Origin of the sequence: Tabrizicola piscis (genome assembly GCF_003940805.1) — a bacterium.
GTDB lineage: Bacteria > Pseudomonadota > Alphaproteobacteria > Rhodobacterales > Rhodobacteraceae > Tabrizicola > Tabrizicola piscis.
Map to the genome: position 1 here is coordinate 3,101,594 of NZ_CP034328.1, position 19,533 is coordinate 3,121,126.

A 19,533-nucleotide genomic window follows, 5' to 3' on the forward strand; every position below is an offset into this window, starting at 1 on the left:
TGTTGCCTGGCCGGTCTAAGCCCATGGGCAGCGATGTAGCGGGACGAAAGGTCGGGTCATGGTCAGAAAGCCGGATCACCACCATGTCCGGTGCTATCGAAGTCTCTTCCTGTCCGACTTGCACCTGGGTGCGCCTGGCTGTCGTGCTGATGCACTTCTGGCGTTCCTTCAGGGTCATGATGCCAAGACGATCTATCTCGTGGGCGACACATTCGACCTGTGGGATCCGTTGTTCGTGACATGGGGTGCCACAGAGCGGCAGATCGTCAGCTTGATATCCTCCCGGGTCACTTCGGGTCGCCGGGTTGTCTGTCTCGTCGGCAACCACGACCGCGCGCTCTTGACAGAGCAGGCCCGCGCAAGGCCCGAGGTTGCCGCGTTGGCCTTGGAGATCCATCGTGAGATCGTCCATCTTAACGGCGATGGTACACGTCTTCTGGTGCTGCACGGCGATGTCTGCGACGCGCGGCTGCTCAGGTTCCACATCTGGACCCGCCTCGGCAGTCGGGTCGACAGCTTCCTGCGCATGGCCTACCGGTCCCTGCGAGGTCTTCGCCCTCGATTGGATCGCGGGGTGCGGAGCCCCGTCGAGGCATTGATCACTGGGCTTAACGGAATGCTGTATCGCGGCCGCGGGCACGAACGGCGGCTGGTTGCGCTGGCGCGGACGTTTGGCTGCGACGGGGTCATCTGCGGTCATTTCCACATAGCAGCTCTGCATGACGAACACGGCCTGCGCTACGCGAACTGTGGTGACTGGACGGACAGCTGCACTGCGCTTGCTGAAGATTGGGATGGCAGCCTGGCGTTGATCGGCTTTCCGCAAGGTGCCGACGCCCGGATCGGCAAGCTTGCAGCGGAAGTCGCATGACGCTGGCCGAAACACTTCTGGCGGGCTTTGCGCTGGGGATGCTGGCCCTGCATCTGGGCAGTGTGCTGCTGGTGGTGCTGCGCAGCGCACGCGCCGTCCGCCCGCATGTTTCCGAAGCACCGCGCATCACGCTGCTGCGCCCGGTGTGCGGGGTCGAGCCGTTTGACCGGGAAACACTGGGATCAAGTTTTGCGCTGGACTATCCGACTTTCGAAATCATCTTCTGCGTGGCGGATCCGGACGACCCGGCGGCCGCGCTGGTGGAAGACCTGATCGCGGCACATCCGCAGGTGCCCGCCCGCCTGCTGGTCGGCGACTGTCATCTGACAGCCAATCCAAAACTCAACAACCTCGCCAAGGGCTGGGACGCCGCACGGGGCGACCTAGTGGTCATGGCGGACAGCAACCTGCTCTTGCCGCCGGACTACCTTAGGCAGTTGGTCGGGGCACGGGCACCGGATGTCGGTCTGGTGTCTTGTCCGCCAATCGGTATCCGGCCTGCGGGCGCATGGGGGGCCCTTGAATGCGCATTCCTGAACGGCAATCAGGCCCGCCTGCAACTGGCTGCTGACGCGTTGGGTCTTGGCTTTGCCCAAGGCAAGACAATGATGTGGGACCGCGCCTTCCTGGAGCGGCATGGCGGGCTTCGCGCCCTTGGCAATCGGCTGGCCGAGGATGTGGCGGCGACCTGCCTGGTGCGTCGGTCGGGACTTCGCGTGGCACTGCCCCACAAGCCCTTTGCCCAGCCTGTTGGGCGGCGAACCCTTGGGCAGGTTTGGCGGCGGCAACTGCGGTGGTCAAAGGTAAGGCGCGAGGGTTTTCCCATGATGTTCCTGCTGGAACCGCTGAACGGCCCCGTGTTGCCTCTGATAGCGGCGGGGCTTGCGTGCGGGCCTTGGGCGGCGGCAACGCTGGCAGCATTGTGGTACGGTGCAGAAATCGCGCTTTCCCTACGTGAAGGATGGCCGTCCCGCATGGTCGACGTGGTCATGTTCCCAGTCCGGGACTTGATGCTTCCGGCGATCTGGCTGGCAACGCTGCGCAACACCAGGTTTGAATGGCGCGGCAATGCCATGGGTCCTGGCGCATTGACGAAGCTGCCGGGGTAACCGTTGACCGGAGACCGATACCCAGATCGGCAGCCTGACCGGCGACGTGATGACAGGCGAAGGGCTGCTCGACCCCTTCGCGCTACTTGGGCGACCCTGTCAGGGGATTTGGCCCAAGACCGGGCTCCTTTCTGGGTCGGACAGGTGGAGGACGAAATGACAGCTTCAGTCAGTTGCATCATACCGGCTTGGAACGAAGCATCGCGTATCGGCGCGGTCCTGCATGCCACGATAGGTCATTCTGGTCTGAGTGAGGTTATCGTCGTTGACGATGCCTCGTCAGACACCTCAGCCGATGTCGCCGAGGCCGCTGGAGCACGGGTTTTTCGCCAGCGTCGAAACGGCGGAAAGTCCGCCGCCATCGCGCGAGGGCTGGCCGAGGCGACCGGCAGTCACATCCTGTTTCTTGACGCAGATCTGGTCGGATTGACCGCCGCTCACGTCTCTTCTCTGCTGGCACCAGTGCTCTCCGGCCGGGCGGATGTGACCATCAGTCTGCGAGAGAATGCGCCGTGGCCGTGGCGGATTTTCGGGCTGGACTACATCTCAGGCGAACGGGTAATGGCTCGCGCGCTGCTGCACCAGCACTTGGACCGGATCGCGGCACTGCGCCGGTTTGGGCTTGAGGTGTTCCTCAACGACCTTTGGATCGAACAGGGTCTACGCCTCGAAGTGGTGCCGCTGTCTATCCGCAGCCCGCTCAAGACTGAAAAACACGGAATGCTTAAGGGCATTTCCGGAGACTTGGGCATGATCGGCGACATATTCAGGACTGTAGGGCCGCATCGGACGCTTGCCCAGATCGCTGCCATGCGGGCAATGGCCCGGTCAGCGCTGAAAAACCAGGGATCTTTGCGAGTTCCGGAGCGAGTATAGGCGGCTGATCGTCGACGTCTTTAGATGCGGCAGGTTAACAGTCCCGGTGGGATTGTCAGAAGAAAGTCCCGGCGGCGCCTTCCACAGTCCCCCCGCGCGGAAGTTGGCAACGTTCCAGTGTTGTTGGACTATTGCCAAGCAGCTTGACCCACCCGACCCTGAAATCCCTCATTTGCACGCTATCAGATCAGTTTTTTTTGAGCACACCCGCGCATGGCCTCGACACGCTTTCCCCTGGATAAGGCCTCGGTTGCGCCAGGAGTTGCCATACCCCCCGTTCAGCCCCCGATGCCAAACTGCTGGCGATAAGCCGCCGGCGGCAGGCCCGTCAGTTTCTGGAACAGCTTCCGGAACGCCGCCGGATCGGAATAGCCGACATCCCAGGCGATCCGGTCGACCGGCGTCAGCGTGCGCTCCAGCGCCTCGCGGGCCTTGGCGATGCGGACTTGCTGCAGGTATTCGACCGGTGTGAACCCGGTGGCCGCACTGAACCGGCGCAGAAAGGTGCGGCCCGTCATCCCTGCCTGCTTCGCAAGGTCAGCCACGCCCTGCATCGTTTCGGCATGGGCATGGATGTGATGCTGACTGGTGCGGACCGCGTCGTCGCCATGATCAAAACGCGGGACGAACTGGGCAAAGGGCCGCTGGCTTTGTCGGGGAGGATCAACCAGCAGGAAGCGCGCGGTTGCCAGCATCGTTGCAGGACCAAGCAGCCGCCCGACCAGCGTCAGGCCCAGATCAGCCCAGGCCAGGATGCCGCCCGCCGTCATGATGTCCCCCTCGTCCACCACCATGTCTTCATCGGCGAGCTTCACCTTCGGAAAGCGTTGGGCAAGCTGCTTGGCAAAGGCCCAATGCGTCGTAGCACGGCGACCGTCGATCAACCCGGTCTCGGCCAGCACAAACGCCCCGGCGCAGACCGAGCACAGGGTTGCACCGGCGGTGTGCCGATCGCGCAACCAGACGGCAGCGGTGGGCGCTGGGGCCATCCTGTCGGGCATGATGATGCTGGGCGGCGCGATCACATGCGTCAGCCGGTGCGGTGCACCGGGATGGCTGTCCCAGATGCAGGTAACGCCCGTGTCGTCAGCCTGCCAGTGCGAGACGCGGATGGCCCGTGCTTCCTCACCTGTCCACTCTCCCGCGATCCGGAAGAGGTCGGTCAACCCGTAAATCGCCGCCAGCTGGCATCCCGGGTACAGCAGCAGGCCAATATCGGCGACGAGGTCCACTTGCTGCGACATTGTCCGATATGCCTCGCTCATTGTCATTTCCGCCACGTCCTTTTCTGCCAACCAAGGCGTAGCTTGTCCATACCGAAACGAAAGGCTCTGCAATGAACCCCACGCTCACCAGACGGACACTGATAGCCTCCGGGGCCGCTGCGGCTGCCCTTCTCATCCTCCACCGCACCTCCCACGCACAAACTGAAGGAGACCTTGTCATGACAACGTTCACCACCGCCGACGGCACGAACATCTTCTACAAGGACTGGGGACCGCGCGACGCGCAGCCCGTGGTCTTCCACCACGGCTGGCCGCTTTCGGGCGACGATTGGGACAACCAGATGCTCTACTTCCTCGAACAGGGTTACCGCGTCATCGCCCATGACCGGCGCGGCCATGGCCGGTCGGACCAGACCGACACCGGCAACGAGATGGACACCTATGCCCAGGACGTGGTCGAACTGGCCCGGGCGCTGGACCTGAAGAACGCCATCCACATCGGCCATTCGACCGGCGGTGGCGAAGTCGCCCGCTATGCCGCACGGGCCGAAGCCGGGCGCATCGCGAAGGCCGTGCTGATCGGCGCGGTGCCGCCGGTGATGGTGGCGTCCGAAGCGAACCCGGACGGCATCCCGATGGAGGTGTTCGATGGCTTCCGCGCTGCATTGATCGCCAACAGGGCGCAGTTCTTCCTCGACATCCCCTCAGGTCCCTTCTTTGGCTTCAACCGCGAGGGCGCCAAGGTCAGCCAAGGCCAAATCCAGAACTGGTGGCGCCAAGGAATGATGGGCGGTGCCAAGGCCCATTACGACTGCATCAAGGCCTTCTCGGAAACCGACTTCACCGAAGATTTGAAGGCCCTGACCATCCCGGTCCTCTTGATGCATGGTGAGGATGACCAGATCGTCCCCATCGCCAACTCGGCGCACAAGGCGATCAAGCTGTTGCAGAACGGCAAGCTGAAAACCTACCCCGGCCTGTCGCACGCTCCCTTCGCGACCCACCCCGAGGTGGTCAACCCCGACCTTCTGGCCTTCGCCAAGGCCTGATCAAGCATTGAGGGGCAGGCCAGTCCTGGCCCCTCATCTGCTCTTTCTTCTCCTATCAAGCGACCCGTCTAGACGCCTAAGGAGTGATGGATCGCGGCCGTCGAAGCGGCGTCGGCCGGTGCATGCGAGGCGACGAACACTCGTATAGGGCGCCGCAGGTTCCGGTCGGTGCTGGTGTCCAGTTGGTCGCAGAGATCAACGAAAACAGCGCGCTCGGACTTCTCCATGCGAATGGCCAGTTGGCCACCCTTCGTCACTTTCTTCATGCAATCAAAAATATCAAGGGGTTGGTGGCGGAGTGGAAGGGATTCGAACCCTCGAGACGTTGCCGTCTGCACCCTTAGCAGGGGTGTGCCTTCGACCACTCGGCCACCACTCCGCCGTCTCGTTTAAGGAAAGGGGCGTTGGGGGGCAAGGGGGAAGCGTATGCCGAGTGGTTTTCTTGACCAGGATTTTCCTGCACCGGTCGAAGGCGATGATTTAGGCTCACCCGGCTCCTCCACCGGCTGTTGGTGGCAGGACCAAGATGATCCGCCTTTCCGGCCCTTGGTATGAGTCCAACGATACCTGCGGCGGACACAAGAGCTTTCGCCGCAACTTGATCGCCACCCAACCCGCCGGGCTGGCTGACATCACGGTCGAGGTGCCGGACCCTGGCCCCGACTGCTGCCTGAAAGGGAGATGGCAACCAACAAATACGGCCGTGAAAGCATTTGTGGATTTGCCGGGGCCGCTGGCGTAAGCGGCCCATTCAGTGCAGGGGTCGGGTTCGATCCCTCCAGGCCCGATGGTGCCGGATGGATCGATCAGGATGGCTTGGTCAAAGCTGCTCCGACCCCTTGGCAAGTGTGCGTCGACAGCATCCCGTCAGGGCCAACGAACCCCTTTGGCTGACGGGCGGCACTGCGGTCGCGACGCCGACCTTCGTCGATCATTCGATGCGGCAATGGCTGCAGGGGCAGGGCGGCCCGACGACGGAGAACCGGTCCGGTGGCCGCCCCGACCCCTACTCGGACTGGAACAACTTGAACCTGCGAGGGTCACAGGCTGATGATCATGGGCATGTCGAACCAGCTCACCGAGCAGCAAGAGCCGACGCATGTCAGGGCATGACAGTTAGCCGCTGAACAGGAAGTGCAGCACGTCGCCGTCCTTGACCTCGTAGGTTTTTCCTTCCACCCGGAACTTGCCGGCTTCCTTGGCGCCGCTCTCGCCGCCTCCGGCGACGTAGTCGTGGTAGGCTACGGTTTCGGCGCGGATGAAGCCCTTTTCGAAGTCGCCATGGATGACGCCGGCCGCCTGAGGCGCCAGCGTGCCTTTCAGGATCGTCCACGCGCGGGCCTCTTTTGGTCCCACGGTGAAATAGGTCTGCAACCCCAGAAGGACGTAGCCTGCCTTGATAAGCCGGTCGAGCCCCGCTTCATGAAGGCCCATCTCTTCAAGGAACATCGCGGCCTCGTCTTCGGCCAACTGACTGATCTCTTCCTCGATCCGGGCGCTGATCACCACCGAAGCCGCGCCCTGCTTTGCGGCCATCTCGGCAACGCGGGCCGACTGGGAGTTGCCCGACGCTGCCGAGGCTTCCTCGACGTTGCAGACGTACAGCACCGGCTTCGAGGTCAGCAACTGCAGCAGCCGCCATTGCCGCTGATCGTCCTCCGCGACCTGAACCGTTCGCGCCGGCTTGCCCGCCTCCAGCGCCACAAGGGCCTGACGCAGCAGCCGATCCTGATCTGCCGCGTCCTTGTCGCCGCCCTTGATCTTGCGGGCAAGGCCCGCCAGCCGACGTTCGACCGACTCCAGATCAGCAAGCATCAGTTCGGTCTCAATGGTCTCGGCATCGGCGACCGGGTCGATCCGGCCTTCCACATGGGTGATGTCGCCGTCTTCAAAGCAACGCAGCACATGGGCGATGGCATCGCATTCCCGGATGTTGGCCAGGAACTGGTTGCCCAGGCCTTCGCCCTTCGAAGCCCCCCGCACAAGGCCCGCGATATCTACAAAGGTCATCCGCGTCGGGATGATCTGCTTGGACCCCGCAATCGCCGCCAGCTTTTCCAAGCGGGGGTCGGGGACGGCAACTTCGCCCACGTTCGGTTCGATGGTGCAGAACGGGAAATTCGCCGCCTGTGCCGCCGCCGTTCGGGTCAGCGCGTTGAAGAGGGTGGACTTGCCCACGTTCGGCAGCCCGACGATGCCCATCTTGAAACCCATGATACCCTCCAGTGGCGACGTGGCGCTTCTATGCGGCACCGGGTCGGGGATCAAGCGGCGCCCGTTGATTTCGTCTGCCAGACGGTCGCGAATGACGCGTATATGGAAGCATCGGTACGGACATCATCCACGCTACCGTGTGGAGGAGACTGCATGGCGTGGTTCGACTACCCGCCTGTCAATACGGTGGGCCACCCCTGACAGCCTGTGCAACCAAGCCCGGGCCAAACCATGCTGGTTGGGTATCGCGGGACCGTGGAATTGGTATTGGCATGACGCGCGCGGTCGAACCTATCCTGCGCCAAAAGCGTACGGGAATTCACCATGACCACCGGCTCGTTGCCACGCATGACACCCAAGGCATTGGGGAATATGAAGGTTCATGCGTTGGTCGACTCGGTCGGCCTTACTCGACAGCCCGTCGAGATGCTGATTGGCCTGCCCGAAGCGACAGTAGGGGACCACGCTGATTGGCTGGCCCCTGACTACCTCGACATGGGCACAGGCCGGATGGTCATGGCCTACAGCTCGTTTGTGATCCAACTGGAAGATCGCGTCATTCTTGTGGACTGCGCGGTGGGCGAGGACGGAAATTTCCCGACGCGCCCGGATTGGCATGAGCAGAAATCCGACTGGCTGAACCATCTTGGGCAGGCGGGACTGTCGCCCGAAGATATTGACACTGTCTTTCTGACCCATCTCCACGTGGACCATACTGGCTGGCTGACACGCAAATCGCCAAAGGGCTGGCTGCCGACCTTTCCTGGCGCCACGCATCTGGCAAGCCAGAAGGAACTGGAGTACTGGCGGGAAAATCACGAAAAATTCGCCTATATGTCGACCTCATTCCAGGACAGTGTCGCCCCTGTCCTTGATGCAGGGCTGTTTGAAACAACTGTACCTGAAGCCGAAATCGCTCCGGGACTGTTCGTGGTTGACCTCTCGGGGCATTCACCCGGCATGATTGGCCTTGAGTATCGCAAGGGCCACCGCGTCGTCGCGGCTTTCAACGCAGATCTCATGCACAGCCCTGTCCAGATGGCTGCACCGCAATGTTCCACGCTGTTCTGTGCGGACCCCGCCGCTGCCGCCGCCATCAGGTCGTCGAAGCTTGCAAAATATGCAGCCGATGAGACAGTGATGTTCTGCAACCATTTCCCAGGGGAATGTGCGGGGCGTGCTGTTGCGCATCGCGAAGGGTTTCGGTTCGTCCCCGTCGTCTGACCCGTCGCTGCACCCAATTCCTATAGGGCTGATGTGGAAACGCTCCTTCTGGCCTGATCACGGTCGAGCTGGCACTCCACAGTCATCATACACCACACTATGTCGCTCAAAGTGCCTGCAGGGCCGACTGACCGCATGACAGCCGAGGTGAATCCCGGCGTCTGAGGATGTTCCTGAACCTTCTGCGGCATTGTCTTTCGCCACAAGGCGAGCCGTCGCCTGATTCCCTGACTGACGTTTCTGCGCCCGAGTTGCAGGTGCGGCATTTTCGTCAGCCGCTGCCTGGGGAAGGTACCTTACCCAGCAGGTATTGATGCATTCCGCCCAGCTTGGAACGAGCCGAAAGATGCCAAAGCACTGATTTTTATAAAAATTACCGTCGATACCCAAACCGACTGCAACGGTGCGTCTTGATGCAAACTTCGTATCGGCAGCCTTCCATAAAAGTATTGGCTGGGTCCGGTACTCGTAGATACCGTCACGGGGAACTATGGTATCGAAGCGTACCAAGTCATCAGATCCACGGGAGGGAACTATGAACCAAAGAGCAAAAACTGTGGCGACCGAGATCGTCGAAGCTGTCCGCGACGTGCTGCGCCGGAACAAGGTGACCTTTGCAGAGTATCGTGCAGGCTTCATGCACCTCGCAAAGACGCAGGCCGCCGGAGAGATCCCGCTGATGCTCGACCTGTTCTTCAACACGACCATCGTCCAGATCGAGAACGAGTCGCGCAAGGGTTCGAAGGCCGATATCCAGGGTCCCTACTTTGTGCCGAACGTCCCCTTCGTTGATCACGAGATCGCAATCGAGGAAGAGCACAAAGCGATGCCGCGTATGGTGATGCGTGGCAAGGTCGTGGACATGTCGGGCACGCCTGTGGCCGGTGCGGTGATCGACGTCTGGCATTCGACGCCGGATGGCCGCTATTCCGGGATCGAGCGTCACGGGAACCTCGACAAGAAATACTACCGCGGCAAGATCAAGACCGACAGCGAAGGTCGCTACGAAGTCCGCTCGATCATCCCGGTTCCCTATCAGGTCCCGAACAAGGGCCCGACCGGCCAGCTGCTGGAAGAATACATGGGTGTTCACTCCTGGCGTCCGGCCCACATCCACTACTGGGTGCAGGCAGAAGGTCTGCGTGACGTGATCCGCCAAGCGTATTTCGAAGGCGGCGACTACGTCCACGACGACTGCTGCGAAGGTGGTGGTGATGAGTTCATCGTTGCCGAGGCTTATGAGGATGGTGTCCGGGTGATGGAAGTCGACTTCCAACTCGAGCCCGCCCAGACGCTTGTCCAAGCGGCAGAGTGACATGGTTAGCTCTCGGGGCTGATGCGCCCCGAGAGACCCTCGTTCTCAGCTCGGCACTGCGTAAGCGCCACGACCCGGGTTAATCCCCACCGACTGACTGTGTGTTGGTCGTCTCGTGGCTGCGCCTCCCCCAGAAGGTCAGCTTCAGACCACAGTGCCGGGCTGGGAACACTCTTTAGACCCCACCAAAGCCTCTTCTCCATATGGACATAAATGCTGCAGCCCAAGGGCTCGCACGGGTCCGTATGCGCCGACGAGAGAGCTAACACGCACGCAAAGGAAACGTCATGTCTTTCGTCAAAGAAGCACTGGAGCCCGAAGACAAGTTCGGCAGGGCTGTCCCGACGACATCGTACATTCGTCGGCTCCGTTACGACCTGAAGCACTATGCCTGGAGAAAGCTGGCCAACACCATTGCCATCATTCCCGGGCTGAGTGGCCCCAAGAAAGCAATAAACAGCAAACCCGAACTGCGCGAGCTTTCCTCAGAAGCCAGCTTCATGGCGGATTGGTACAAGCGGCCCTACGGCACAGCAGACAAGCCGGAAAGCCTGCAGGAAGTTCCCTGGGACTACATCGAGGCATTTCAGGACGAGATCCCGTTCTGGGGCCTTCGGGAATATTGGTACCCGGCGCTGATGTCGGATGAGTTGAAGCACAATGAATCCAAGGCGATCAAGCTGTTGGGTGACAACATCGTTCTGTTCCGCAATGGCGATGGTTCCCCGAATGCGCTTGAGAACCGCTGTCCGCATCGGGGGCCTCTGCTCTCGCTTGGACAGACGAACGTGTGGGAAGTGGGCACGATCACTTGCCGCTATCACGGCATGACATTCGATGGAAAAGGCAACTGCGTTGCCTTCCTGGCTGACGGCGCGGACTCTCCAGCCTGCGCCAAGGTGAAGGCAAAGGCCTATCCGGCCGAAGAGGTCGGCGGGGTGATCTTCGTCTACATGGGGGTCAAGGAGCCGAAACCTTTCCTCGACTCGATGCCGCACGCGCGCGAGGTATTTGCGCCCGGTACGCGCATCCGCAACACGATGACGGTGCCCTACAGCCACCTCAACCAGTTGGATAACACCGTCGACATGACGCATGTCGGCTGCCTGCATCGGACCTGCTACCTGTTTGGCGATCAGAAGATGGGCGGCGGCGTCGCCTTTGAGCAACTGCCGGGCGACGGGATCTACGCCCATCTGCGCGACGTCGGCGATCATGGCGGGGAAAAGGCCATCGATGACATCCGCTGGTTCATGCCCAACCTCGTCCACCACGGCGAGGAGTTCATGGAGGGCAAGGTCAACGGACTGTATTTCTGGTTCGTCCCCGAAGATGTCGGCTCCTTCAAAGGTTGGTTGATCGGCTCGATCAACGACAAGAAGGCCGGTGTCATGGGCGCCAAGATGATCAAGACCGTCCTGACGCGTGCGCTTCAATCTGATGCTCTGCCAGGCATGGCCTGTTTCGTCGGTGGTGATGCTCCCATGCAGATGTCTCAGGGCCGGGTCGTGCGCTGGGATCAGGAGCAACTGGCCAGGACAGACCGGGCGGTCGTGAAGGTCCGGCAGATGATGAAGGACGCCCACAAGGCGGAAATGAAACTCCGCGCCGAGATGGGGCTGGATCCGCTTGTGCACCGGGCACCGAAACTGCGCGTCGCTCCGGCCTAAGCGCGGGCGCCTCGCCCGCGACTGCGTGGTGATGGCGGCATGAACGCCGGACGGGCCCCTATCGGGCCCGTCACAAGACCTGGACCGGGCAGGGTCACAAATCACAGGGAGGGGAACGTGAACCACATCTTCAAGACCAAGTTGGCCTATGCGCTGACCACCGCTGTACTTGCAACCGGCGCACATGCCGAGGGTTTCGACCGGAACGTGCCGGACAACCTTTTCATGTTCGAACCGGGTGGCTACGTCGAGCTGGGGTCCGCGTTCCTGAGACCGGACATTACCGGCAGTTTCGCCACCCCAGGCGAAAGTATTCCGACCGGCAACATCTCGGACAACTTCGCCATTCCGCAATTTGCGATCAAAACGGACATCAATGACCGTTTCTCGCTTGGCCTGCGCTACTCCCAACCCTATGGGCTGACGGCACAGTATCCTGACAATACGCCGCCCCTGTCCCCGCCATTTGCCCGAGGAACTGGGGGAGAGTTCGGTGCGAACGAACTGGCACTTTTCGGGCGCTACAAACTTAACGACCGCCACAGCGTCTTTGGGTCCCTACGGCTTCAGGAATATTCCGGCTATCTGCGGCGGGGCGGCGTTCAATTCGATTTCGAAAGCAGCTACGAGCTTGGGTATTCGCTTGGCTATGCCTTCGAAATCCCCGAGCAGCGGCTTTTGTTTTCGGCTGAATATCGGTCTGCCGTTGAACACTCCAACACTACCGTACCGCGCAACAGTGGCATTGCGGCAATTGCAGACCCCACGTCACCACTTGGCATTACGCTTATCCCCGTCACCGCCGGTGAGGCTATGGCGCAGGACACAATCCACCGGACACCGCAGTCGTTGACGCTGACCTTTCTGACCAAATTGCCGATCGGAGACGGCCGCAACCAGATGTTCGCCCGTTATCGTTGGGCAGAATGGTCCGAGGCGGACATCACGTTCAACGGCTTGAACCCGACGCAATTCGTCAACAGCCAGATCTTCGGTCTGGGTTTCGGTCGCCTTGTGACGGACAACCTCGCAGTGACCGTTGTCGCAGAATATCGCACAGGCGGCGAAAGCCCCAAACCCGGGCTTACCCCCTTCGAGGATTCCTACGGCCTTCTTTTCGGCATGCGGTACGCCCTGAACGACGACACTGTCCTGCAGGCTGGCTACAGCAAAATCTGGTTTGAGGACGCGACGACGGCAAACGGCGGGACCTTTGAAAACAACAGCGCGGACGGCGTCTTCCTGAAGATTGGCTACTACTTCTAAGCGTAGCGCAGCCCCTGTCTCAACAAAAGAGAAACAAGTGGAGAGGAGAAATCATGAAAGTGCTCAGTAAGTTCATAGTTGGCCTGGGTGTGGCCATTGCCGCTGCTGCCAGTTCACCGGCCATCGCTGCACCGCTCACTGCAAGTGAGGTCGAGGAGGCCCTGATCGGGAAGACCATTCAGGGAAAGCGGATGGGAATGACCATCAAGATCAAGCTGGAAGGGAACGGCAGCGCTGCGATGGAGTCGACCATAATGGACGACACCGGAAACTGGCGGATGAACGGGCCGGAACTTTGCATGAAATGGCAAAGCTTCAACAACGGTGAGGAGCGCTGCTCGCTCATCACCCGGGAAAAGGATGGCTACCGTCTTGAGGGTGGCCCCTTGATGAAAGTGCTGCCTGACTCCTAAGCGCACAAGATCCGCTGGCGGCATATCCTCGTGCTTGGGCCGCGAGGATATGCCACCGCGTCAGCAAGCCAGAAATCAATGCTGTGGCTTGATACCAAAACCGTATGGATGCGCAGACCAAACGGTACTTTTTCAGAACATGCATTGGTTTCAAGGTAAACCAAGCATCTTCCATCCCGACGGAGCGGCTATGCACTACGCGATCACGAACATTGACCATCCGGGCCGGAACTGGCTTCGGACAGATTTGCGGCCCAAGCATATCGAATACCTAAGGACGCCCCACGAAGGGGTGAAGCTGGTTCTGGCTGGCCCATTCATTAACGAGGATAATGGCGAGATGATTGGCTCTCTGCTGATCGTGTCCGCCGATGATGTCGCCGCCGCCGAGCGGTTTCGGGACGGTGATCCCTTCGCATCCGGCGGATTGTTCCAATCCAGCGATGTGCGTCCTTGGAAGTGGGCTATCGGTGCCCCCGAAAGCTCAGAGGTTTGAGTGCCCGAATGACTGATGAGGCAATAACAAAGCGCAGGACGTCCAGGACCGAATTGCGCGCCATCGCGGCGGAGGCGATGCAAACGTTCGGGACCGACGCCCATGAACGCGCTTCGGTCCCGGCAGGAATCCGCTCCTGCATGGAAGAGCTGGAGCTGGGGATGATAAAGTCCCGCGATCAACTTACCCTGCAGGAGCGGTTCATTGTCTGGCTAAGCGCGGCCTGCGTTCTGGGCCAAACGGAAAAGCTCGGCGTGCTTGCAAAAGGCGCGCAGGACGCAGGGCTCACAAAGACCCAGATTTCGGAAGTCTTTCTGCAGTGCGTCCTCTACGCAGGTACCCCGAATGTGGAGCTTGCCTTCAAAGCTGCAAACTTGGGCCAGGTCGACAGCACTGGGACTGACTGTAGTGCGAATTTCGCAGACTTGTCGGCGACAATGCGCGCCAAACTGCACGGTGACTTGCAGAACAAGGGATATTCAGACCCAAGCCGGAAGCATATGGCCGATCTTTATGAGATCGCAGCCTCTTATGGCTATGGGGTGATCTGGCGGCGTCCAGGTCTTGATCTGCGCCACAGGCTTTTCTGCGCGATGGCGGCAATGGCAAGCCTGCCGGTCGCCTCAGCTTCCCTCAACAAGTTCGCGAGAACCGCCATAAGCCATGGTTTCACCTCGCCCGAGATTGTCGAGATTGTCATCCAGACCGCGCCCTTTTGCGGCTTCCCTGCCGCAATCGGCGCAATGAATACCGTCAGCGGCGCAGTCGCCGACCGAAACTAAGGACGAAGACGATGCCGACCACTTTGATACCCGGTCAACCGGTTCCATCCCTGACCTTCCCGCTGTTGGGCGGGCAAGTCTTTGACATCACGCAAAGCAAGCCGGGCTATCTGACGCTTGTGGAGGTGTACCGTGGCCTTCATTGCCCGCGATGCCACCGCCACATTCTGGGCTTGAACTCGGTCATGCCGCGCATGGCCGAACGTGGTGTGAATGTCGTGGCCGTTTCGGCCGACCCGCAGGATCGCGCGCAAACCGCGAAAGACAAATGGGGGATCGACGCATTGCCATTGGGCTATGACCTTGACGAGGCAACAGCCCGAGCTTGGGGCCTGTTCATTTCGAACCCGATCACCCCGAATGAACCAAAGCCGTTCTATGAGCCGGGAACCTTTTTTGTAAGGCCTGACGGTGTCCTGTTCGCTGTCTCTCTTGGGTCAACCCCTTTCGGCCGCGCGCATTGGCCTGACTGGCTGGAAGGCCTGGATGCAGCCAAGGCACGCAACTATCCGCCCCGCGGCGACCGTGCCTGAAACGGATCGTCAGGAAAGGTTTCCCGTCAATGCAACAGCTGACGCCCAGTCTGATCACCGCGCTGTTTGGCTTTGCCATAGGGATCTTCCTTGTCTTGTCGCTGATCGAAAAGCCGGTCTGGAAACTCATGTGGCAGCCGCGCGCTGTCGATGTGCCCGACGGGATGGTCCGAACAATTCACTCGCAACTGAAGCGCGTGATCCACCTGTTGCCGCCGACAATGATCACCACGGTGATAAGCTTGATCTGTCTTCTGGTCCTGCAGGTCTTTCAGTCCGGCTTTGCCGCACTTGCGTTGGCCGTTCTGCTGATCTTTGCCGGTCAGCAGATCCTGATCATGCTTGCGTTGAAACAAGGCATTGAAGGCGTTGATCTTGTCGCTTCCGATGCAGGAATTGGCCGGGTGCGGGACGGTCTGGGTGCACTGGCACTGCTTCATCATCGCGGTCTGTTGAGCATGGCAAGCGGTCTTGCCGCACAGATGTGCTTTCTCGTCCTTTAGGACTTCTACCTGAAACCAAGGATCATCAAATGCGTGATACCGGCCTGAATCGAACCTACAACTACAAACATTTCACGCCCGAGGAGTATGACTTTTCGGTGTTTCACGGCTTGAACGTCGGAGAGTCCTTCTTTGATGCAGACGTCTTCACATTCGACGGTGTGGCGCGGAAACTTTCGGACTACGTCGGCGGCAAGCCGTTGGTGCTTGAGATTGGCAGCATGACTTGCCCGATGTACGCGCGAAGCGCGCGTGAAATGAAGCCGATGCCAAGTCAGTACCCTGGACTGAACTTTGCGATTCTATACGTCCGTGAGGCCCACCCGGGTGAGCGCGTCGGTCAGCATGAAACCATCGAAGACAAGATTGCGGCTGCCAAGATGTCCTGCACCAAACACGCGGAAGAGCGTCTGACCCTTGTCGACAATATCGATGGCACTGGCCACCAGGCCTACGGCTCCAAGCCCAACTCCATCTATGTCATCGGCACTGACGGCACGATCCTGTTCCGCAGCATCTGGAACAACGCGCCACAGATCGTGGACGTCCTTCAGGCCATTTCGGAAGAACAGAAACTGATAAAGCGCGAACTTGATGCGCGGCCTCCGTTCTCACTGCTGTCGGTCAGGACCCTCATGATGGGGGGCTGGGTCGCGTTTTTCGATTTTGTCACCGGCCTGCCGCGCCTGATCATGAGCCATCGGAAAGCGGGCAACATGTAAACGACAGCGCCGCCTGTCTGAAAGGGCGGTTGGCGGTGCGCTGTGTGTCGCCTGTCTGCCCTGACGCATACGGGTCGGCGCGTCACACGGTGCCGCGGCATCTGCACAAGCCCCTCATCCAGCCCTCAGGGCCGACCGTCATGCCTGACGCGGCACTCTGGCGGATGAGGGCGCGCTTCAAGGAGAAGACATGACTGACACCCTGACTGTCCGCGTTGTCGCCAAGGCGATTGTCGCACAAGACACCTACGCTTTCCGTTTTGCCGGTATCGACCAGCAGCTGCCCGCCTGTGACGCCGGTGCGCATGTCGACGTGCATCTCCCCTCGGGGTTGGTGCGCCAATACTCGTTGACCCGTCCGAACCACGGCAATGAGCGCTATGAGATCGGGGTGCTGCGCGACCCGAACGGGCGCGGCGGCTCGGTGGAGATGTGCGACACAGTGCAGGTGGGTGATACAGTCCGCATCTCTTCGCCGCGGAACAACTTTGCGCTGCATCCGGGCCATGGTCGGTATCTTCTTCTGGCTGGCGGGATCGGTATCACGCCGATCCTGGCCATGGCCCGCGCGCTGGAGGCCCGTGGGGCCGACTATCTTGTCTATGCCTGCGCGCGCAAGCCCGAGCGTGCGCCCTTCATGGAAGAGATCAAGGCTGAGCCGATTGCAGCGAATTTTCAGTGGTATTTTGATGAGGTCGAGGGTGGATGCCGGCTGGATATCGGTGCCCTCGTCGCAACTGTGACCAAGAACGATCAGGTTTACGCTTGTGGGCCGACAGCTTTCCTTGATGCAGCCGAAAAGGCCTGTGCAGTTCTGGCGCCTGGCCGTTTCCATCAGGAAAGGTTCAAGGCCAATCTGGAGCCGCTGAGCGAGGATCAGATGGGCGCCTTTGAAGTCCAGCTTCGGGTGGACGGACCCGTTCTGACAGTGCCCGGTGACAAGTCCCTGCTCGAGACATTGGCTGATCACGGCTACGAAGTGCCGAAGTCGTGCTTGGAGGGTGTTTGCGGGACTTGCATCATGCCGCTTCTGGCAAGCGGAGAGGTCATTCATCGTGACACCTGCCTCTATCCGGATGAGCAGCAGAACAACACATCCATCGCCGTTTGCGTGTCGCGCGGCGCGCCGGGATCGCGTTTGGTGATCGATTTCGGATGACGATCCCGCCGACTGTGCGGTGAACACGATGCAAAAAGGCCCCCGTCAACCGGGGGCCTTTCTTTTCACCGCATCCACCTGCCGGGAACACCGCTGCCTCTGACGATCCGACCACAGGCGCTTGGATCGTCCGTAAGCGTGCCTTCAGTGAACAAAAGTACGGCCCAAGATCCGCGATGCCGCTTGGACAAGGGCGGTTTGAGCATTGCTGTCATATTCCTGCGCCCGGAAAGCCACGTGGAAATCGGGCCGGACAAGAAGCGCGCCGCTGTCCGTGGTCCCCCGCACTTTGGCAAACTCACCATAGTGATCCTCAAGCGCCTGGCCTGGCCCGATGACATGCACGTCAATCTCAACCCCCAAAGCCTCGCGGACGGCTTTCGCTGCTGTGTGCCACCCTTCACCGCCCAATCCCGTCAGCAAGGTAAATCGGCCTTTGCCACAAAGGTCCTTGGTCGAAACGCGATGCCCACTGGAGTGGTAGACCCAGACATGCGGGACCGGAGCGCCTGGCCGGGACGATGCCTGATGATAAAGCTCTTCATCCTTGAACACTTCGGGTGCGGAACCGTCCGAAACGATTGCGGCGCTGTCATATCGCTGGTTCATCTCAACGCCGTGGGCGTTGTAGACGTAGTCCGTCCCCGCAATGGCCGCCCGAAGCTGGGCGCGCTGCTTTTCGGCCTCTGGCGTGGAGTCCTTGCGTTTGGCCATGTTGGCATACATCTCATCGATGCTTTTTGCCTGCGGCAACCCCAAGGCGACGGCAATGGGCGGAAAGTCCTTCAACGACTTGTTGGCACGCTTGACGATCTGCCTTGCCACAGGTGCGCGCTCGACAGAGTAGGTTTCCAGCAGACGTTCATCGGCCTGCCCGCGCAACACCATGGCGATTTTCCAGCACAGGTTGAAACTGTCCTGGATCGATGTGTTCGACCCCAACCCATTGGTGGGTGGGTGGCGGTGGATCGCATCGCCGGCACAGAACACCCGGCCCTTCTGCAGATGCGTCGCGTACATGTCGTTGACCGTCCATGTCGAAGTGCCCTCGATCCTGACCGGAACGCTGTCATCGCCGATCAGCTTGTGGACGATCTTCGTGGCAAAAGCTTCGTTAAGTTCGGGCGGGCCCTTCTCGACGTCGTAGCCCCAGATTGCCAGCCACTTGTTCCAGGGGCGCACCATGCGAACGACCCCGATGCCAAGGCCGCCGATGTCTGACCCGGGCTGGATCACCCAGTAAAGGACCGATGGCCGGTGGGCGACGAACTTGGAAAGATCAGCCTCAAACAGCATGTTGATCGAGCCTGACTTGCCCATCTCGCCTTCCAGCGGCAGGTCAAGATCTTCCAGGACTTTCGAATTGGCGCCGTCACACCCGATCATGTATTTCGCCCGCACCTCAAACGTCTGACCGGTCAGCCGATCCCGCAAGGTGGCCGTCACCCCGCTGCTGTCCTGCTCATGCGACAGATACTCGGTGTCAAAGCGGACCTTGCCGCCATCCAGCGCCGAGGAGCGGACAAAGATCGGCTCCAGAAGGTTCTGGGGCAGGTCGCACATCGAGGTGGGCGAGGCCTCGTCGTAATCTGCGCGGCGGCGCACATCGGTGCCCCAGGTCTTGATCCGCCCGAACTCTTCGCCCGCAAGGCTGGCGCAGATGGTGTTCTCGCCCATCAAGTCGTTGGAAACGCCGTATTTCTTGGCCTCGTCCTCAAGCCCCAGATCGCGGATCACCTCCATCGTGCGCTGGTTCGTGATGTGCGCGCGCGGCGTTGGCGCTGTCCATCCGTATTTGTTCACCAAAAGGGTCTTGATCCCGTATCTTGCCAACAAGGCTGCGGCTGAGGAACCGGATGGGCCGGAGCCGATGATCAAAACCTCGGTTTCGTAGCGTGCGGACATGTCTTGTTCCTCCCTGACAGTCATATCAGATCGCCGCCCGAACATCCGACGGTCGACCTTTGGTCGTGGCGTTGTGTCTTGAGCAGTGGTGGCGGGACGAGGGTGCAGCGCAAACAGGCGGATCAATCAGACGTGGATGTCTTGCCCATGGCCGAAGCGCCAACGTTGGTTGGAATGCACCGCGTCATCTAAGCCACGGA

Annotated in this window: 20 protein-coding genes and 1 tRNA gene; 16 read left to right on the forward strand and 5 right to left on the reverse strand. The window is 60.5% G+C overall.

Annotation, left to right across the window (positions count from 1 at the left end):
* Positions 1–58: 58 nt before the first annotated feature.
* The 3 genes from EI545_RS15025 (at position 59) to EI545_RS15035 (ending at position 2,856) form a co-directional block, all read left to right on the forward strand.
* Positions 59–871, forward strand: coding sequence for a UDP-2,3-diacylglucosamine diphosphatase (locus EI545_RS15025; RefSeq protein ID WP_125326224.1), 813 nt, complete (start codon positions 59–61; stop codon positions 869–871).
* Positions 868–1,980: a ceramide glucosyltransferase gene (locus tag EI545_RS15030; RefSeq protein WP_125326225.1), complete on the forward strand. Its 1,113-nt coding sequence runs from the start codon at positions 868–870 to the stop codon at positions 1,978–1,980. Before EI545_RS15025 ends, EI545_RS15030 begins: the two co-directional genes overlap by 4 nt.
* A 156-nt stretch (positions 1,981–2,136) precedes the next feature.
* Positions 2,137–2,856: a glycosyltransferase family 2 protein gene (locus EI545_RS15035; protein ID WP_125327572.1), complete on the forward strand. Its 720-nt coding sequence runs from the start codon at positions 2,137–2,139 to the stop codon at positions 2,854–2,856.
* Positions 2,857–3,134: 278 nt separating this feature from the next.
* On the opposite strand, the gene EI545_RS15040 is transcribed toward EI545_RS15035, so the two are convergent.
* The gene (locus EI545_RS15040; protein ID WP_245990077.1) at positions 3,135–4,121 is read right to left on the reverse strand and encodes a GlxA family transcriptional regulator; all 987 of its coding nucleotides are present in this window, start codon (positions 4,119–4,121) and stop codon (positions 3,135–3,137) included.
* Between the two features lie 179 nt (positions 4,122–4,300).
* On the opposite strand from EI545_RS15040, the gene EI545_RS15045 reads away from it, so the two are divergent.
* Positions 4,301–5,131, forward strand: a complete 831-nt coding sequence (locus EI545_RS15045; RefSeq protein WP_125326226.1) for an alpha/beta fold hydrolase — start codon at positions 4,301–4,303, stop codon at positions 5,129–5,131.
* 68 nt (positions 5,132–5,199) lie between these two features.
* On the opposite strand, the gene EI545_RS15050 is transcribed toward EI545_RS15045, so the two are convergent.
* Positions 5,200–5,397, reverse strand: coding sequence for a hypothetical protein (locus EI545_RS15050; protein WP_125326227.1), 198 nt, complete (start codon positions 5,395–5,397; stop codon positions 5,200–5,202).
* Positions 5,398–5,422: 25 nt separating this feature from the next.
* Positions 5,423–5,510, reverse strand: a tRNA-Ser gene (locus EI545_RS15055).
* Between the two features lie 147 nt (positions 5,511–5,657).
* Between EI545_RS15055 and EI545_RS15060 the strand changes: the two genes are divergently transcribed.
* Positions 5,658–5,873 (forward strand): hypothetical protein, encoded by a 216-nt coding sequence (locus EI545_RS15060; protein ID WP_125326228.1) that lies wholly within the window; start codon positions 5,658–5,660, stop codon positions 5,871–5,873.
* 374 nt (positions 5,874–6,247) lie between these two features.
* Here EI545_RS15060 and ychF read toward each other — a convergent pair whose 3' ends face one another.
* Complete coding sequence (gene ychF / locus EI545_RS15065) at positions 6,248–7,345, reverse strand: redox-regulated ATPase YchF (protein WP_125326229.1); 1,098 nt, start codon at positions 7,343–7,345, stop codon at positions 6,248–6,250.
* A gap of 324 nt (positions 7,346–7,669) precedes the next feature.
* Between ychF and EI545_RS15070 the strand changes: the two genes are divergently transcribed.
* From EI545_RS15070 to EI545_RS15120, 11 genes are all read left to right on the forward strand, one after another.
* Positions 7,670–8,569, forward strand: a complete 900-nt coding sequence (locus tag EI545_RS15070; RefSeq protein WP_125326230.1) for an MBL fold metallo-hydrolase — start codon at positions 7,670–7,672, stop codon at positions 8,567–8,569.
* Between the two features lie 535 nt (positions 8,570–9,104).
* Positions 9,105–9,884, forward strand: a complete 780-nt coding sequence (locus tag EI545_RS15075; RefSeq protein ID WP_125326231.1) for a chlorocatechol 1,2-dioxygenase — start codon at positions 9,105–9,107, stop codon at positions 9,882–9,884.
* A gap of 287 nt (positions 9,885–10,171) precedes the next feature.
* The gene (locus EI545_RS15080) at positions 10,172–11,554 is read left to right on the forward strand and encodes a Rieske 2Fe-2S domain-containing protein (protein WP_125326232.1); all 1,383 of its coding nucleotides are present in this window, start codon (positions 10,172–10,174) and stop codon (positions 11,552–11,554) included.
* 141 nt (positions 11,555–11,695) lie between these two features.
* Entirely contained in the window at positions 11,696–12,820 is a 1,125-nt protein-coding gene (locus tag EI545_RS15085) for an OmpP1/FadL family transporter (protein WP_125326233.1), read from the forward strand.
* 53 nt (positions 12,821–12,873) lie between these two features.
* Positions 12,874–13,233 (forward strand): hypothetical protein, encoded by a 360-nt coding sequence (locus EI545_RS15090; RefSeq protein WP_125326234.1) that lies wholly within the window; start codon positions 12,874–12,876, stop codon positions 13,231–13,233.
* A gap of 190 nt (positions 13,234–13,423) precedes the next feature.
* On the forward strand, positions 13,424–13,729 hold the full coding sequence (locus tag EI545_RS15095; protein WP_125326235.1) for a YciI family protein: 306 nt from the start codon (positions 13,424–13,426) through the stop codon (positions 13,727–13,729).
* 8 nt (positions 13,730–13,737) lie between these two features.
* Positions 13,738–14,511, forward strand: coding sequence for a carboxymuconolactone decarboxylase family protein (locus EI545_RS15100; RefSeq protein WP_125326236.1), 774 nt, complete (start codon positions 13,738–13,740; stop codon positions 14,509–14,511).
* 11 nt (positions 14,512–14,522) lie between these two features.
* Entirely contained in the window at positions 14,523–15,044 is a 522-nt protein-coding gene (locus EI545_RS15105) for a redoxin domain-containing protein (protein WP_125326237.1), read from the forward strand.
* Positions 15,045–15,073: 29 nt separating this feature from the next.
* Positions 15,074–15,547 carry a hypothetical protein gene (locus EI545_RS15110; protein WP_125326238.1) on the forward strand — a complete coding sequence of 158 codons (474 nt, stop codon included), beginning with the start codon at positions 15,074–15,076 and terminating at the stop codon, positions 15,545–15,547.
* A 29-nt stretch (positions 15,548–15,576) separates the two neighbouring features.
* On the forward strand, positions 15,577–16,269 hold the full coding sequence (locus tag EI545_RS15115) for a deiodinase-like protein (RefSeq protein ID WP_125326239.1): 693 nt from the start codon (positions 15,577–15,579) through the stop codon (positions 16,267–16,269).
* A gap of 190 nt (positions 16,270–16,459) precedes the next feature.
* Complete coding sequence (locus tag EI545_RS15120; protein ID WP_125326240.1) at positions 16,460–17,428, forward strand: PDR/VanB family oxidoreductase; 969 nt, start codon at positions 16,460–16,462, stop codon at positions 17,426–17,428.
* A gap of 144 nt (positions 17,429–17,572) precedes the next feature.
* Here EI545_RS15120 and EI545_RS15125 read toward each other — a convergent pair whose 3' ends face one another.
* Complete coding sequence (locus tag EI545_RS15125) at positions 17,573–19,333, reverse strand: FAD-dependent oxidoreductase (RefSeq protein WP_125326241.1); 1,761 nt, start codon at positions 19,331–19,333, stop codon at positions 17,573–17,575.
* Positions 19,334–19,533 lie beyond the last annotated feature (200 nt).